The organism is Mesorhizobium sp. B2-3-6 (genome assembly GCF_006442305.1).
Lineage (GTDB): Bacteria > Pseudomonadota > Alphaproteobacteria > Rhizobiales > Rhizobiaceae > Mesorhizobium.
The window spans coordinates 989,898-1,005,720 of sequence record NZ_VFVW01000001.1 but is presented as its reverse complement, the minus strand read 5'-3'; the positions used below and the strand labels follow the sequence as shown (position 1 = coordinate 1,005,720).

At 60.3% G+C, this 15,823-nt stretch carries 10 protein-coding genes; 4 read left to right on the top strand and 6 right to left on the bottom strand.

The window, feature by feature from the left end; translation table 11 throughout:
* Positions 1-166 precede the first annotated feature (166 nt).
* Entirely contained in the window at positions 167-4,312 is a 4,146-nt protein-coding gene (locus tag FJ953_RS04845) for a hypothetical protein (RefSeq protein WP_140623345.1), read from the top strand.
* 411 nt (positions 4,313-4,723) lie between these two features.
* On the opposite strand, the gene FJ953_RS04840 is transcribed toward FJ953_RS04845, so the two are convergent.
* The 3 genes from FJ953_RS04840 to FJ953_RS04830 all read right to left on the bottom strand — a co-directional run bounded on the left by FJ953_RS04840 (position 4,724) and on the right by FJ953_RS04830 (position 7,966).
* A complete protein-coding gene (locus FJ953_RS04840) occupies positions 4,724-6,970 on the bottom strand; it encodes a hypothetical protein (RefSeq protein WP_140623343.1) in 2,247 nt (748 codons plus the stop codon).
* A 383-nt stretch (positions 6,971-7,353) separates the two neighbouring features.
* The gene (locus FJ953_RS04835) at positions 7,354-7,638 is read right to left on the bottom strand and encodes a conjugal transfer protein TraD (RefSeq protein WP_140623494.1); all 285 of its coding nucleotides are present in this window, start codon (positions 7,636-7,638) and stop codon (positions 7,354-7,356) included.
* Position 7,639: 1 nt separating this feature from the next.
* Entirely contained in the window at positions 7,640-7,966 is a 327-nt protein-coding gene (locus tag FJ953_RS04830) for a conjugal transfer protein TraD (protein WP_140623341.1), read from the bottom strand.
* Between the two features lie 172 nt (positions 7,967-8,138).
* On the opposite strand from FJ953_RS04830, the gene traA reads away from it, so the two are divergent.
* Both traA and FJ953_RS04820 read left to right on the top strand, forming a co-directional pair.
* Entirely contained in the window at positions 8,139-11,186 is a 3,048-nt protein-coding gene (gene traA, locus FJ953_RS04825) for a Ti-type conjugative transfer relaxase TraA (RefSeq protein WP_140623339.1), read from the top strand.
* A 129-nt stretch (positions 11,187-11,315) separates the two neighbouring features.
* On the top strand, positions 11,316-11,528 hold the full coding sequence (locus tag FJ953_RS04820; protein ID WP_140623337.1) for an AlpA family phage regulatory protein: 213 nt from the start codon (positions 11,316-11,318) through the stop codon (positions 11,526-11,528).
* Positions 11,529-11,872: 344 nt separating this feature from the next.
* Here the strand turns inward: FJ953_RS04820 and FJ953_RS04815 are convergent, their stop codons facing one another.
* The gene (locus FJ953_RS04815) at positions 11,873-12,559 is read right to left on the bottom strand and encodes a hypothetical protein (protein WP_140623335.1); all 687 of its coding nucleotides are present in this window, start codon (positions 12,557-12,559) and stop codon (positions 11,873-11,875) included.
* Positions 12,560-12,648: 89 nt separating this feature from the next.
* Between FJ953_RS04815 and FJ953_RS04810 the strand changes: the two genes are divergently transcribed.
* Positions 12,649-12,963, top strand: coding sequence for a helix-turn-helix transcriptional regulator (locus FJ953_RS04810; protein WP_246674708.1), 315 nt, complete (start codon positions 12,649-12,651; stop codon positions 12,961-12,963).
* Positions 12,964-13,117: 154 nt separating this feature from the next.
* On the opposite strand, the gene FJ953_RS04805 is transcribed toward FJ953_RS04810, so the two are convergent.
* The gene (locus FJ953_RS04805) at positions 13,118-14,437 is read right to left on the bottom strand and encodes a site-specific integrase (RefSeq protein ID WP_140623333.1); all 1,320 of its coding nucleotides are present in this window, start codon (positions 14,435-14,437) and stop codon (positions 13,118-13,120) included.
* 698 nt (positions 14,438-15,135) lie between these two features.
* Positions 15,136-15,822, bottom strand: coding sequence for an ABC transporter permease subunit (locus FJ953_RS04800; protein ID WP_140495744.1), 687 nt, complete (start codon positions 15,820-15,822; stop codon positions 15,136-15,138).
* Between the last annotated feature and the right edge of the window lies 1 nt (position 15,823).

The following is a 15,823-nucleotide window of genomic DNA, read 5'->3' as shown; positions in this document are numbered from 1 at the left end:
CGGGCCTCTTCTGGCTTCTAAAACAGGATAGCGACCTTTCGGCCCAATGATCTAAATGTCTGAGCCGACCAAGATGAACTTCATGTGCAATTCGTTTTGGTAGATCGACCTATCCACTCATCCATGCAAGTCTACATTTGACGCGGATCCAATTAGAAATGTTCACATGAATCGGGCAAGAACGTTCCAGCAGAAGGTCGATCTTCCGGGGATTCTCGGACAGTTTTTAGGCAACGCCAAGCTCGAAGATCTAGTTGTCGAACTCGTGCAAAACGAAGTTGACGCTGCCTCGTCAAAGACAGTCATCAGCTTTTCCGACACAGCGCTCATCTGTGAAGGTAATGGGGCCTACATCGACGGTGAGGGCTGGGAACGACTAGAACTCGTCCTCGGCGCCGGCGGCAAGACTCGTGCCAAGCATGACGGGATCGGCGCGAAGAATCATGGTCTGAGGACCGGCTTTCGGCTTGGAGACGAGATTCAAGTCCGCTCGAACGGGGAGCGAGTGGACCTCGTCCTCTTCCAATTCCCTAAATCACGAGAGCTGGATCCGGGGGTCTGGCCGCGCATCCCCGACTTGTCCGGCCCGCCGCAGGGAACGCGGATTACCATCCCCTACCGGACCCGAAGCCTACACGTTCCAAGCGGCGAGGAGTTCGACCTGGCTCCGCCGACCACTGAACGGCTACGCACGATGTTCGACGAAGCCGTCCGCGATGTGCCGTCTCGGCTCATTGCTACGGTTCTAGCGGGCAAGCGATACGAGCTCGAGTTAGTTTGGCGAGGGTTGGAGTCCCATCGGTTTATCTTCGAATGTAAGCCGGCCAGGCTCCGCGGATGGCCCGGCCTGCTACGGCGAACATGTGAACATATCGATGTAGAAGACAACACGGAACTTCTGATTCGCGAGGCGGTCGCCGAGTTCCCAATTACGCTTGCTCGTGATGATCGGGCAAAAGTCCCGCGCTTCTTCCGCCGCGCCGAGGGCATCGTCGGCGAGATTTCGTTGGCGATCGATGCAACCGGGCGCCCGTACGGCTGCGATGGCAAGCTTCGCTATCCAATCAGCTATCCGAATGGGGCGTCGGACGCGTACTCGGGCCACGGTTTTCACGTCTCGGCGCCATTCATTTCAGACACAACGCGTCACGGCCTCGCCTCCTCCAGCGAGCGCAACTACCGTCTCCTCGCCGCCGCCCGGAGTGCCGCAGCGCAGCTATTCAAACGGCAGCTGATACCAAGATATGGGCCAGCCGTGCTGGAGCTCGTTCGGCAACCCAGCAGGCCAGATCCAGCCGCCGAAATCGCACTCTGCGAGACCGTCCTAGCGGCCAAAGCACTTCTGATTTGCCCGAAATCGGACCGCGGCGAGATCGGTCGGCAGCGCTTTCAGCGCGGCGACGACCCTTTGGTGGCCGCGTTCCACGCTGATCACCCTAATGAGATCGTTCCGCAGCTCTTCGTCCTCGCGCCTGTGCGAAGTCAGTTGCTGGCCGCTGGGACGCCGACCCATGTCGTCGAAACGCTGCGGCTACTGGCGGGTGGCACCACCATCTCAGCGTGGACTGACCTCGACGCAGTTCGTGAACTCATACCTGCAAGTGCCGCCGCGCGCGAGGCACTTCAAGCTGAAGGAGTATCATCCGCCCAGGTCCGTGCCACTGAAAGGCGCTTGGCGCTGGCGCAACGCGCGTTAGATCGCGGCACCCTGCCCGACGGCTTAGTTGAAGCGCTCCGGTCCAACGCGCTCCTCCCTACGGCATCAGCAGGTTGGATGCCTTGGCCTCAGGTGTACTTCACACGGCAGCCAGCGCCGGCAATTCCAGGCCTTGTCACGTCGCCCACAATTCATAGGGGATTGGCGTCACTCCGGCTCCTCCGCGAAGGCCCGATAAAACTGCAGCGGTTCAAGATAGACACCTATCTGGAAAACGCGCGCGTGGCGGACCTTCCGGCATCGTCGAAGGAGCGCTTCTTCAGCTGGTTGGCGAAAAATCATTCGGCACTGCTCCCACAGACCCTGACGCACCTTGCCAAACAGGCGATCTGGCCTTCCGAAAATGGTGCGTTCTTAGCGCTCGACGAGCTTCTGTCACCGAAGTCTCCGCAACTGGCCGATCTCCTCAAGAAGGTCGTGCCAAGCCCCCGAGCCGACCTTCGGATTTTTCCGGGTATGAGGCGTAGCCGACGAGGTGTGCTCTATCTGCGCGCGTGGCCGTCGGAGGGCGAGCTTCAGAATTGGTATAATAAGCAAGCGGTGGCAATCGAAGACCTCAATCGCGGGGAACCTGACGCGCACTCCGATGTCGCGGCCGCGGTTGAGCAACTTGAACTCGACATGCAGTACCTCCTCAGCGAGCCTCAGCTGTGCGGTTTCGTACCGATCATCGCAGCAGCCCATCGCACGATCGATGGCACCGGAAACCTTGCCACCATTCGAGTTCTACACGATCGCGGCGCGTTGGCGGTGCTCGTCTGCGACCTTGACCCGCGGCGCCTTACCGGCGGCGTACATCGCGATCTCTACCTGAAACTTGGCGTGAAAGTCTCTCCAGACCCTGACGCTATCCTTGAAGCGCTCGAGAGGCGGTCCGCGTCTGGAGAAACCCTGTTCCGTCGGCTCGATGCTTTTTCCTCACGCGCGAACGCAGATCTACTGGCCGACCGGGCAATTATTCCAGCGGACGAACAAATGCGATGTCTCGGCGATCTCTATCTGTCGCATCCGCAGAACCTCGACCTGTGGGGTGAATGGAAGCGTGCATGGTCGCCACCGGGCCTTTCTCCGGATCGGGTCAGTCTCCTGATCAACTGTGGGGTCGCACGCTTCCTGACCGAGACCCTGTCGCTCGGCTTTTTCACGTGGCTATCTCATCAGGATGCGAAAAAGCAGGCACGCCACCTCGCCCAGGCAGTCCGCCACTTACGCGACCGTCAACACGGCCCGCTTAAGTGGTGGGAAGGCCGTTCGTCGCTGCCTTGCCTGCCAGTGCGCGGACCCGAGGGCGAGATAGAGTTCGTAAGCCATGCACGCGCTACGAGCGTCCGCAGTTCAATCTATCTTCCAGATTTCCCGCCACTGCACGACGCCCTGCTGGCTAATGACCGCTCGAAGCGTCTTGCCATAACCGACGTGGAGGGCGTCAGCGGAACGCTGTTCAGTGCCCTCCGAAGCGCAGGCGTCCGCTCGCTGCGTCGTGCACTTGGTCGTCCTACGACCTTTACCGCAGCAGGGGACGCTTCGCCCGGCGGCTCCGCTCTCCAGTCTGTGCTTCAGCGTTTGCAGTCGGAACGAATGATACTTGAGCTGCCCAAGCGGCTCGAGCGGCACGGCGTTGCCCAGGAACACCTCCGCGGCAGTTGGCGATCACTGCTCCGAAACCTGACCGGCATCCGGATCGCGCAGGATCTTCGCGCGACTTTCGAGCTCACTGGTCGATCCTACACCGTCACCTTCGCGGCCGGCGTTGATCCCAGAACCGGATTGGTTTGGCTCGACGGCAGTAGACCGGTCGGTGTCCAAATCTATGAAGCTATCGGTAATTATTTACTCGGCGATGATGCAGACCCACTTTCGTCGTACGCATTGATGCTTGCTGTGGAGATGCCTTTCGAGGCGTCAGCGCGTGCCCCGGAAGATACCGGCGACGTTGAGGGCGATGCGCTGCCGAGCAATTTGCCAGAACCATCGTCTGGCGAGACCATCGGGCGCGCTGAACGGGGACATGGAATTAGCGAAGCAGACAGGCGCGCCGCCGTGCCTCACCCCGAACCATTCCGGCCACTTTCACACGCCACCAACACACCTAAGACGTCATCCTCGCAATACCGGAACTCGCGCCCACGCGCTCCGGCGTCGACCGAGTATCTCCGCGGCTCGGTCGAGGAATTGGAGCAGATCCTGCGCCTGAAAGAGGATCACTACGCTTGGCATTGCCAAGCTTGCCTCGGCGACCGTGAAGTAGCCCAGGCTACGCCGCCCGATACCTATGTCTCGCTATCGAAATATCGACAAGGTCTGATTGAGGCACACCATGTTCAGCACCTACAGAACGAGGGAGCGCCAGGCGCCGCGAATCTGCTCGCGCTGTGCCGCTTTCACCACGACTTACTGGGAGATCAAGTCTCGCGCCAGGCTGTCAGTGACGCTCTCGGCGCCGCAAAAGGCGCTGTCCGGACTTTTCCCAACGATACTGCTGAACCCTATCAGCTGGCCGGTTTCGTGGCAAAATTGAAGCTGGACGTGGCACCATTTGAAGTCCACCTGTTTTTCACGGACGATCACCGCAAGGCGTGGCTGCCGCCGAAGTAGTTCGATCCTGACGTTAGGCGACGATCTAGAGAGCTGTAAAAGTGTTTAGGATGCCCACCGAAAAAGAACGGGTGTATTGTGACTTGCGGTGCGTCACCGAGGCGAACAGCTCATGGGCAGCGTGGTTCAGGCTACTCATTTCCTGCTGTGACGACTCGGGTGGCTCGCAACAGCCCTCTGGGCGTCCGTTGGCCCCATAAGCGCCCCTGCCCTTGCGTATCAACAAGACCCGCAGGACGTGCTGGAGACCGGGCGTCCGGGCCACCGAGGATCTCACAGTCTGGCGTCTTATAGATCAAAGCTCTGTCAGCTGGCTGCCACTGATGGCCGAGATAGGCGAAAAGTTGCCGTTCGGTTTAGCCGCCAGAACGAGCACGTCCCGCCCTTGGCTTGGGATTCAGATACCGAACATCACAAACGGCGCGTTCTCGCTGTGCTGATGATGTCAAACCCGCCTCCTAACAATGTTGCAGCGAGTGCCGTCGGCACTAGCTCCAGAGGAAGTTTTTTGCGGGTTAAGGATGAACCAACATCGCTTATCCATTCTTCGATGGTTGCACGCTCGAGCTCCCTTAAATTCTCAACGTGCAGCTCTGTGGAATGCCACCTCTTCATCATGAGGCCACTGGGCGGCAATACTTTTCCAAGCCACAGAGGCGTCACAAGTCTATTAAGTACCTCTGGCCATTCGAGAGATGGCTTATTGTGGTGCGCACTAAGCGCTAGCGCCGACCACTGCAAATAGGATTGCAATTTTTCCTTATTGCCAAGGACTTCAATGCTCTTGGCTAACGTCTCCGTCATCTTGTCGAGGCTGTCGCCGTGGAACAGGGCCAGGATCGTCGTGGCGCCGTATGTGTTCTCTGTATCTGCGAGCGTTCGGACGGCTATCGTGCGGGTACGCATGAGATGGTCGACTATCATCGGCCAGAGAATGTCCCCGAACATTGCCCGAGGAAAAAGGAGGCTTTCCGCCAGGCGATCAGCCAGCCAACTCGTATCCGCTGCGTAGAGCAATTCCTCGACGGCTGAAGCAGAACTTGCATCTTCCACAGCAAGCTGGACAACGAGGTACTCGTCGATCCAGGCCTTGAGGTCAGTTCGATCGTTGGAATCGGGCATAATCCAAGTCTGCCGATCATCATGCCGGAAACGGCTGCTTCGGGAAAGCCAGACCTTTCCCTCACGAGAGGCGCGTTCGAGGATTACTTCCATCTCAGTTGCGGCCGCCAGCCGATTTGCTGCGACTGCTGCCTGTCGCATGACATCGAGGGGAATGGGGTTGAAGTCGGGTCGAGTTGGTCGGTTGCGGCGATCGCCTAGTGTCATGCGCAGCCATTTGACCGCCCATTCGATATGCTTTCGAATTTCATTCTCAGCAAGGGTTGTGAGGATCGGACTCGGTTCGACGACATGCTGCCGAATCTCGATCACCGGCATGACACTGGATAGATTGCCCCGCGCACACGCAATGCCGTCTGTGACGATGCCGGCATTCGTAATTGAAAGAGAGACCGGCGCCTGATCGTTCTTTCTGCACGCATATTGGACGTTGCAGCAAGGTTCAGGGGTCGGTCCGCTAACGATCTCGCGGCTACGCCGCGAAGTGCAGAACAGGGTAGCACCATAGCGCAACGCTGCATCGCGGAAGTCGCTGCGGGGCAATCCATGTTTTCCATTCGCGCTCACTAGCACTGCGCGCGGTCGCAACCATTGCCAGACGGCATCATAAGCGTTGTCACGATCGACAAAGGAATTGGACCCATGATGCGGCGCTTTCACGACCTCGCAGCCTAGTCCCACGGGATGGCGTGCCATGAGATAGGTGAAGTTTTCGAGGTCTCCAGTGAACAAGAGGCGTCGGTGGACGACGCCAAGGCGAACCTCGACAAGGAGCACAATCGACGTGTCATTTAGTACGGAGTTTCCAAAAAACTCGGGCTCCACCCCCCTTTGTGCTGCCTGCCTAGCGAACTCTGCGGGGGTGGAGGGGCGCGGCGTCGGGGGAAGGTCCACGGGCACCTGATCAGGCCCGATCTCGCCAGTCGAGATCGCGAAACGAAGGTCCGCAAAGGGGTCTTCGATAAGTGAATCCGAGGCGGCCTCGGCTAGCAGCCATCCGAGTGGTGTGGGGTGCTCGAGGAAGAGGCTCAGCGAATCCTCGCCAAGCAAGAGGCGTTCGATGAGGCGGGCTGCAGGTGATAGGACCTTGATGGAGAGGCCGCCGTCAGGACTGGTCCAGCCAGCACCTTCGACGGGCCAAGATATCGCACTGTGTGCGCCAATCGCCTCTTGCAGCGCTTGGGTCTGATCTAAGCCGCGCTCGATCCGCGCCGGAAAAAGCCAGCCATGGCGACGAAACGCGGGAAGGCATGGGCCCCAATAGCGGTGGATTGGCAGTCGGTCTGCCAGCTTAGCATAGGCGAGCAACCCGTCGACATGGTCAGCATCGCAGTGGCTGAGTACTGCTAGGTCTATCGCAGTTGCCCCGACACGATTGAGCGTCTCCCTAATCCGCCGCTCGCCCGCCGCAGGCCCGCCATCGATAAGGATGGTGGATGCGCTTCCCTCTTCGGGTGTCCAATGTAGCAGCAGCGAGTCGCCATGACCGACGTTGATAAGTTCAACCATAAGCTTGGCATTAGGCGCCTTTGTCATTCACGAAACTCGCGGAGTTCTGCTGAGGAAGAGGAGTTCCTCCAATTGTATGTCATGGATTGACGAGTATCACATCCGGGAAAAGCGGATACAGGGTCTCCGCGCGGTTGCGGGCGGCGTCGGCTTGTCGCCTACCATGTCGGCCCGCGCGCTGTAACCGCGTAGGCGCCGCTCACCGCCGCGTCGTAGTAGCTCTCGATGATTTCGTAGCCGGTTGACCGGGCAAACGCCTTAACAGCCTCGCCCTGGCGCCTATCACTGTCTTTGTCGGCGCCAACGTTGGCTGCGGACGAGGTGGGAGATAGGCCACAGCCTGCCTCAAAGCCTTGCTAGTCATAGCTTGTCTACCCGATGGTGTCTCATTTGCTTGAGCACTCTAGCGTTCACGAGCGGAACGCAGTGTGTTCAGCCTCCGATCGTTCAGACTCCGTTTCCCCTTTGTGTCTTGGCGCGTACGCCTCGAACGCCTGCCTCCCCTTTGCGGCCCATAGCTCGCGCGCATGGTTGCCTCCATGGCTCTGCAGCTTGGCGGCGATCCAGAGCATCGCGCCGTAGATGGTAGCGCGATCATCCTTAGTGAGCTCGACAATGCCTGCCTTGACGACGAGCCCGCCAAGTTCGATGAGCTGCCGTGTGCGCTTGCGGCGCTCGACCTGCCAGGTGCGCATGTCATTGCGAGCCATTACCGCTTGCCGGCGATTGTGGGCTGCTCGGTTGCGCTTGAGCGCCGCGAGGGTTGCGCTGAGATGCCGAAGCAGCTCGCCGGGACCGGCTCTCGAAAAACATCACTCCACGCTTGGCCCATGCCTCACGCTTTGCGGTGTCTTTCGTCTCAGTGATTGCGACCAGCGCGCCGGCCAGTTCATCGGTACTGAGCTGATCGGCGCCGGTGGCGATCACCAGCTCGCCAAGATGCTGAACCTTCCGCGTTTTGAGTTCTCGCGCTTTGTCTTCCAGCGCCTTCAGTTCGGCATCGAAGTCTCGTGGTTTGCGCATGGCTGTCTCCAACGGTTGTCGATGTGGAGATGATAGTTGAGCGCCCCCCGCAAGGCTTCAGGGCTGCCGAGACAGCCCGGGACGGGCTGGTCCATCCCGAGAATTTTTCGAGGGAGGGCGCGCTTATACGTCGTGCCGACGTGCGCTTTGACGTGCAAATGATCTGGTCGCGATGGCGATCTATCATCTTCACGTCAAAGTCATTGGCCGCAAGGCAGGGAGCAGCGCTGTCGCGTCGGCCGCCTACCGCTCGGCCTCGCGGCTGCGCGACGAGCGCATCGAACGCAGCCATGATTTTTCAGCCAAGCGCGGTGTCGTCCATTCCGAGGTGATGCTGCCGGAGGATGCACCCGAGGCCTGGCGCGACCGCGAGAAGCTGTGGAACGATGTCGAGGCGTTTGAGGTCCGCAAGGATGCGCAGCTTGCCCGCGAGGTGGAGTTTGCGCTCCCGCGTGAACTGAGCCAGGCGCAAGGCATCGAACTGGCGCGCGACTTTGTTCAGGCTGAGTTTGTCAGCCGGGGCATGGTCGCCGATCTCAATGTGCATTGGGACAGGACAGAGGATGGCAGTCCAAAACCGCACGCTCATGTCATGCTGACCATGCGGTCCGTGGACGAGAATGGTTTTGGGTCAAAGGTTCGAGACTGGAATGCTACCCAGCTGGTTGAGCGCTGGCGCGAGCGATGGGCGGAGCTGGCCAATGAGCGTCTGGCCGAACTCGACATCGACGCGCGCATCGATCATCGCAGTCTTGAAGCGCAGGGCATTGCCCTGGAGCCGCAAACGCAGATTGGTGCTCCGGCCCAGCGCATCGAGGGCAGCAGCTTAGACGCGGGTGACATTGAAGCAGATCGCGCCGAACTGCATCGCGAGATCGCGCGCAACAATGGCGCGCGCATCATTGCCGATCCATCCGTAGCGCTCGACGCCATCACCCATCAGCAATCGACCTTCACCCAAAAAGACATTGCGAAGTTTGCGCATCGCCACAGCGATGGAATGGAGCAGTTCAACGAGGTCGCGGCAGCCATCAGCAACGCCCCCGATCTGGTCGAACTCGGCAAGGACAGGCACGGCGAAGACCGGTTCACCACCCGGCAGATGATCGAGACCGAGCAGCGCCTTCACCGCGCGGCAGAGCGTATCGTTTTGGACGAGCGACATGCGGTGAGTGACGCACATCGCGAGGCAGCGCTGGCATGGGCTGCGCAACACGGGCTTGTCCTGTCAGGCGAGCAGACCGATGCGCTTGCGCACATCACCGAAGGTCGCGGTCTTGGTGTCGTTGTCGGCTTTGCCGGAACGGGCAAGAGCGCCATGCTGGGCGTTGCGCGCCAGGCCTGGGCAGCTGCGGGCTATGAGGTTCGAGGCGCGGCACTCTCCGGCATCGCGGCCGAGAACCTCGAAGGCGGATCAGGAATTGCATCGCGCACAATTGCCAGTTTGGAACTTAGCTGGGGACAGGGCCGCGATCTGCTCAGCGCCCGTGATGTCCTGGTGATCGACGAAGCTGGCATGGTCGGCACGCGCCAGTTGGAGCGCGTGCTCTCCCATGCGGCGGACGCCGGAGCAAAGGTGGTCTTGGTCGGCGATCCGCAGCAGTTGCAGGCGATCGAAGCAGGCGCTGCATTCCGTTCGATCCACGACCACCACGGCGGCGTCGAGATCGGCCAGGTGCGCCGGCAGCGCGAGGACTGGCAGCGCGACGCAACGCGCGACCTGGCGACCGGCAGGATCGGCGCAGCGATCAGCGCCTATGACGCACAAGGCATGGTGCACCAGGCTGTGACGCGCAACGAGGCGCGAAGCGATCTGGTCGAGCGCTGGAATCGCGACAGGCAAGCACAACCATATGCAAGCCGGATCATTCTCACCCAAACAAACGACGAGGTGCGCGCGCTCAACCAGGCAGCGCGCGAGCGGATGCGCGCTGCCGGAGATCTCGGTGACGATGTTCAGGTGGATGTAGAACGCGGCGCACGGAACTTCGCGCGTGGCGATCGCATCATGTTCCTGCGCAACGAGCGTGGCCTCGGCGTCAAGAACGGCACGCTCAGTATGATCGAAGAGGTCAGCACACAGAGCATGACCGTGCGCACTGACGACGGCAGGTCGGTACGTTTCGACCTGAAAGACTACGCGCACATCGACCACGGCTATGCCGCGACCATTCACAAGGCGCAGGGCATGACCGTCGACCGGACCCATGTGCTGGCTACGCCAGGCATGGATGCGCATGGCAGCTACGTCGCCCTGTCGCGGCATCGAGACGGGATGGACCTGCATTATGGTGGCGATGACTTCATTGCGCGGGACCGGCTGGACCGCGCCCTGTCACGCGACCGAGCCAAGGACATGGCGTTGGATTACGAGCAGATCGACCCGGCGCAGCGCTATGCCGAGCGGCGCGGCATCACGTTCCGCGAGCGCGTGGTCGAGATAGTGCGCCGGATTGTTCCGGAAAAGCTGCGCGACAGGATCGGCGAGCTGCTGGACGGATTGCGCTCGCCCGCAGACGCCGAGCCCGGCCAGGACCGTGGGCGCGAGCCGGAAAGGGAGAATGTTGGGGCGTTAAGCGCAGACGGCGGTGCGGCGCATGAAAGAGATGTTTCGGTCAGGGGAGCGCAGCGCGACACGGATGCGGCGGCGAGCCCCGAAGCGGCGCTGCGCCGCGCTCGCACGAACGCGCTTGTGCGTCACGCGCGCGCCATTGACGCGATCCTGAGCAGCGGAAATGTGGATGGGGAGGGCAGCCCCGAGCAGATGCGCGAGTTGCGGGATGCCCGCAGCGCTTTCGAGAAGGTCCGGCCGCATGGCTGGCGCGATACCGAAGCTGCCTATGTCAAGAACCCCGAGTTGGTTCGTGAAGCGACGGCCGGCCGGGTCACTCGAATCGTGCTGGCTCTCCAGCTTGAAACCGAAATCCGCACCGGACTGGATATCAATCCGGGCCGCCGCGCAGACGGTTTCGTGGAACGTTGGCAAAAGCTCGAGCGAACGAGCCAGGGCCAATACCAAGTCGGCGACATGTCGGGTTACAAGTCAACCCGCGCGGCCATGTCCGACATGGCCAAGAGCCTCGAACGCGATCCGCAACTCGAATCGCTCCTCGCTAGCCGCAAGCGCGAGCTTGGCATTCATACCGATTCCGGCCGGCGCCTCGCTGCGGAACTCGCATTCAGCCATGGCATCGGCAGGGGACGCGGCATTGGGATCTGAACACGTCCGATTCGCAGCCGTTTCCACGCTGGGGCAAGACGACCCGGAAAACCCTCTTGCGCGTACGCAAGTGCCTGTCGTCTCTGGATCAGGAGCAATCAGAACCAACCAGCTAGAGGCAGTGCGACCATGCCTGAACCAGACCGGATCATCCGCCTGAAAACCGTCCTTTTCCGGACCGGCCTGTCTCGGTCCACGATCTATCGCAAGATCGCCGAAGGCACCTTTCCACGCCAGATACAGATCAGTATCCACGGTGCAGGCTGGCACGAATCCGACATCAGTCGCTGGATCACCAATCCCCTCTCGTGGCGTCCGCAAGACCAGGGCGACAAGTTGTGATGAGAGTGATGCACAACTGCGCGGAAAGCTGGGCTTCATCGAGACGCAGCCGTCACGGCGGCGAGGCAATTGCTTGAACCCATGTGGACCATGTCCATTAGGACCATCGCCGAGGCGAACGAACACGGCAAACCAGGAGCGATAGTCGGCCTCGCCCACCAAGATGGGTTACTCAAGCAGGGCAACTTTGGATCGAACCGCACACAACTGGCCGCTTATCTGCTTTCCCAGCCCACGCCGGATCGGTCGCCGCCCCTGAGACTGACACAGCAAGCGCTCAGCGCAGCGGCCGTGACAGCGGCCACCGATCAGGCCTACTTCGAGGCAGACTTCTTCCTCACCGCCTATGAAGGGCTGTCAACTAACGGTTGCCCAATCGATCTGGCAATCGTCGCCGGATCGATATTTGTGGTGGCGGCGAGGTCATCCAGCACAGACCGGATATGCGGCCAGGGGAAATCGCCTGGATGTTCCCAGTGCTCACCGTCACGCAGGATCACCTTGAGCTTGGCCAAAATGCCTTCGATGGACGTGGCCGCTGTCTGCGGTAGATCGTCCAGAAGGGCGCTTTCGGCTGTTTCCGATTGTCGGATCAGTTCGTCTGTTCTCGAATAGCCGATCTCAGCATCAGCAGCGTCCCAGCGCGCCTGGTGTGCCGCGAAATCCGCGAGCGCCCTGCCCCACTCGACTTCGTTTTCAGGAGAGTAGGCATCGTTCAGGCTCTCTATGGAATGGAGCGTCACGTCCGTACCATCGGCAAGCCGCACCTTGGCGCAGGGAAAGCCGACCGTCCTGGCGAGGAGTGTCTCCAACCGCTGCTGTTCGCGGCACAACGCCAGTGTCTTATCGTGGATCTTTTGCCAGTTCCCACACAGACGAAGAGCAGGATCGGCCGCGCTGCTGCCGTCCGTCAGTTCGGCGGCCCGCGTCTTTCCATGGAAGGGCCAAGCCGCCGCGGCCGCGGTCGTGCCCGCTAGCACGCGCCGCCGGGTGACGAAAAACGCACTCATGCTATTGTCGGAATCAGCCATGATCCGAGCTCCTAACAGCTGGGTTGCGGTGAGGCCGCATCGAGTGTTCGCGCATTCGGTGCGGCCGCTTTCTTAAAACGAAAGGATTATTGGTTTTTAGAAAGCCTCTGTCAACGTTTTCCGAAAAAGCTTGCGATTTTCATGAGTTATTACCAGTTTGCGACATGGATTCTGCTCAATGTCGCGCCGCACGAGCGTTGCTGAAATGGACGCAAGAGGATCTCGCCGCCCGCTCCGGCGCGAGTGCTGTTACCATTCGCAATTTCGAAAACGACCGTTCTGTTCCTCAAACAGGAACGCGATACCTCCTCCAAAAAACGCTTGAGAATGCCGGCGTCGAGTTCATTCCTGAAAATGGCGGTGGTGTCGGCGTGCGTCTGTCACGGCGTTCCGAAAGGACGTAGGATCGGTGAAGTAGCTCCCGGTAGGCAAGGCAGCGCGTCCATTGGCCGACAATCATTCGATTGCGGCGGCAGTCAGAGGGATCAAGATCAACCGCGAAGACTTCGGCGAGCAGCAGGAAGGTTTCGGGGGCGAACGGCGACTGCGCAGACCGGTTCATGCAACTGCCTTCGCTCGCAGAGGTTCGATGTTGCCCTTGCCTGCAATGATGCCGGCAAGCCGATCGGCCCAAAGCTCCAAGGCGTCCCGTTTCTCGCTCATATAGTCGTAGCGCGCATATACCCGCGACGTGATCGTACTCTTGGTCGCCGAAACGTGGTTCAACACTTGCCCGACGATGAACGGCGAAATGCCGATTTCTTCCATGCCCGTCGCAGCAGATCGCCGAAGGTCATGCGGCGTCCACGGTGCAATGCCCATGATCATTGCTACGCCGCGCTTGCTGATCTCTTCTCGCTTCACTGCCTTCGGGACAGATGCGCCGGTGACGGCTGCACGGGCGCCCGGTCCAGGAAAAACGAAAGGCGGTACCGCCCTGCCCTTGCGCTCCGACAGCGCCTTCACGTCTGCGATCTGATCGCCCATGATCCGGATTGCCATTTCGCACAGCGGGACAACATGGTCGCGGCCGTTCTTCGCGCGCCTGGCTGGTATCGTCCAAAGGCCGCGTGTCAAGTCCAGTTCGCCGTGCTCCATGCCGGCGATCTCGCCAACACGCTGTCCGGTAACCAGGCACAGGCGCAGAATGCGGCGGGTGCTTTCCCGCATGTCGGCTTCGGGCAAGGCTGCCCACATCGTCTTGATCTCGTCGGCCGTCAGCACGCGGTCGCGCTCGACCGTTTCGGTCGGCCTCGCCATACCTTCGGTCAAGTTGCTGTCCAGATCGCCACGACCGCGCCCCCATCGGATCATGGCACGAATGTCCTCGAACACCCGGTTCGCCTCGACGGCCGCGCCCCGATCCTTCACCGCGTCGATCGCCTTGGTGATGTCGCGACGATGCAGGTCCGCGAGCTTCACCTCGCCGATGCAGCCAGATGATGCCTTCTCGACCTTCTTTCCGTCAGCATCATAGCCGGACACATTCTTGCGCAGCCGGCGCGCGATCTCATCGACCGACCGCCGCGATGATGCCCGGCGGGTGAGATAGCTCTCGACCAAATCAGAGACGGTCATCGAGGCGGCATGCGCCTTCTTGGCGGCCACAGGGTCGCCGCCCTCTTGCACGCTTGCACGAGTGTCCTTGGCCTTCTGGCGAGCGCCCTTGTCGGTGCCGAGCGGTGTCTCGGGATAGGTGCCGAGCTTCAACCATTGCCGCTTGTCGGGCGGCCCGTAAACCACGAACCAGGTCTTTTGCCCACCCGCCGAGACGCGCAGCACAAGACCTTTGACGGTCGTATCGAAATAGTCGGCTTTTCGGCCGGAACCGGCCTTGGCGGCCTGGCAGAACTTGTCGGTGAGTTCGAGTTTCGGCATCTGTCCAGCGACCAATCTTGCTACAACCGGTTTGCCCGGGGTTCCGTGAGTGATCTACAAAATAATCTACAAAAAACCACGCGCTTTGTCGATACCGGCTGCGACAGGTCGCGACGGGATGAGACACTAATTAGTTGTTATTAAAAGAATTTCCGAAATTCAGGCTGTCGCACGCTGATCCAGAAAATCGCATTAGAAACCCTCTGTTAACCGGTTGGTCGCTGGTTCGAATCCGGCCCGGGGAGCCACTTAATCCAGAAATGTCTTTAAACCCAAGCACTGCAAGGGTTTCCGCCTCCCAGAGGTACACTGCGGGGTACACTGGGCTATGACGATCGGCGTGAACCACATTCAGAAGCGCGGCAAGGCCGGATGGGGCTACAGGCGCAAAATCCCTGGAGAACTTTGGACCATTTTGGGCACGCGAGAACACCTCGTGCCCGCTTGGTGCCACTTACCAGGAGGCGCTAAAGAAATACCCTGCGGTTCATGCAGAGGCCGAGAAGTTTTTTGTCCGACGCGGTCAAGCGCGCCAACTGCCCCGACAGCGTGGGATCAGTTCCGCGACGAAATAGCCGCTGCTGGCAAAATGGGATTTGGCGAGGTCATCGAAGCGGCGCGATCCTATGGCGAATTCGGCGTGGCCTGAAGATCACGTCGCCTTCCACGCAGCGGCTCGATATGCCGATCCGTTCCGCTCAATGTCGTCGAGCAAGCCGTCTCTCGAAGAAACCAAAGCCGATAGTGATCAATGCCGCCAGCAGGAAATATCCTAGCGCGGCGGCGAACAGAGGCTCGTAGACCCGAAATGTCTGCGCGCGAACGAGGTTCGCCGCACCCATGAGTTCGAACACCGTGATCGTCGACGCCAGTGCGGTCCCCTTCAAAAGCAGGATATTCTGGCCGCCGATCGCCGGCAAAGCCAACCTGAAAGCCTGCGGGAGAAGGACGGAAATCATGATCCGTGTTTTCGACAGGCCAAGCGATTGGCCGGCCTCACGCTGCCCTTCTGGAATGGCCTGTATCGCCCCTCTCCAAATCTCGCCACAGTAGGCCGCGGTGTTCAGGGAAAGGGTAAAAAACGCATAGAAGTCCGCGCCTCGCAAAATGGGCCAGAGCGGGCTGTAGCGGATCGAGGGGATCCCCGAGAGAATTTGGCCGATACCGAAGTAGCAGAGGTAAAGCTGGACCAGGAGCGGGGTCCCCCGGAACGCGAGGATAAACGCAACCGCTGGATATCGCAGCCATTTGCTGTTGGATAGCCGGGCCAGTGCAACCGGGATGGCAAGCAAATTGCCGACCACCGCACAGCCGAGGAACAGGATTATGGTGACCTGGACGCCGGCCAGAAGCTGATTGGCAAGGTAGGCTCCAAACTCAGTCACG

Coding starts and splice junctions, on each gene's coding strand:
- FJ953_RS04845 (WP_140623345.1), top strand. CDS start 167: ATGAATCGGGCAAGAACGTTCCAGCAGAAGGTCGATCTTCCGGGGATT.
- FJ953_RS04840 (WP_140623343.1), bottom strand. CDS start 6,970: ATGACAAAGGCGCCTAATGCCAAGCTTATGGTTGAACTTATCAACGTC.
- FJ953_RS04835 (WP_140623494.1), bottom strand. CDS start 7,638: ATGCGCACCTGGCAGGTCGAGCGCCGCAAGCGCACACGGCAGCTCATC.
- FJ953_RS04830 (WP_140623341.1), bottom strand. CDS start 7,966: ATGCGCAAACCACGAGACTTCGATGCCGAACTGAAGGCGCTGGAAGAC.
- traA (WP_140623339.1), top strand. CDS start 8,139: ATGGCGATCTATCATCTTCACGTCAAAGTCATTGGCCGCAAGGCAGGG.
- FJ953_RS04820 (WP_140623337.1), top strand. CDS start 11,316: ATGCCTGAACCAGACCGGATCATCCGCCTGAAAACCGTCCTTTTCCGG.
- FJ953_RS04815 (WP_140623335.1), bottom strand. CDS start 12,559: ATGGCTGATTCCGACAATAGCATGAGTGCGTTTTTCGTCACCCGGCGG.
- FJ953_RS04805 (WP_140623333.1), bottom strand. CDS start 14,437: ATGCCGAAACTCGAACTCACCGACAAGTTCTGCCAGGCCGCCAAGGCC.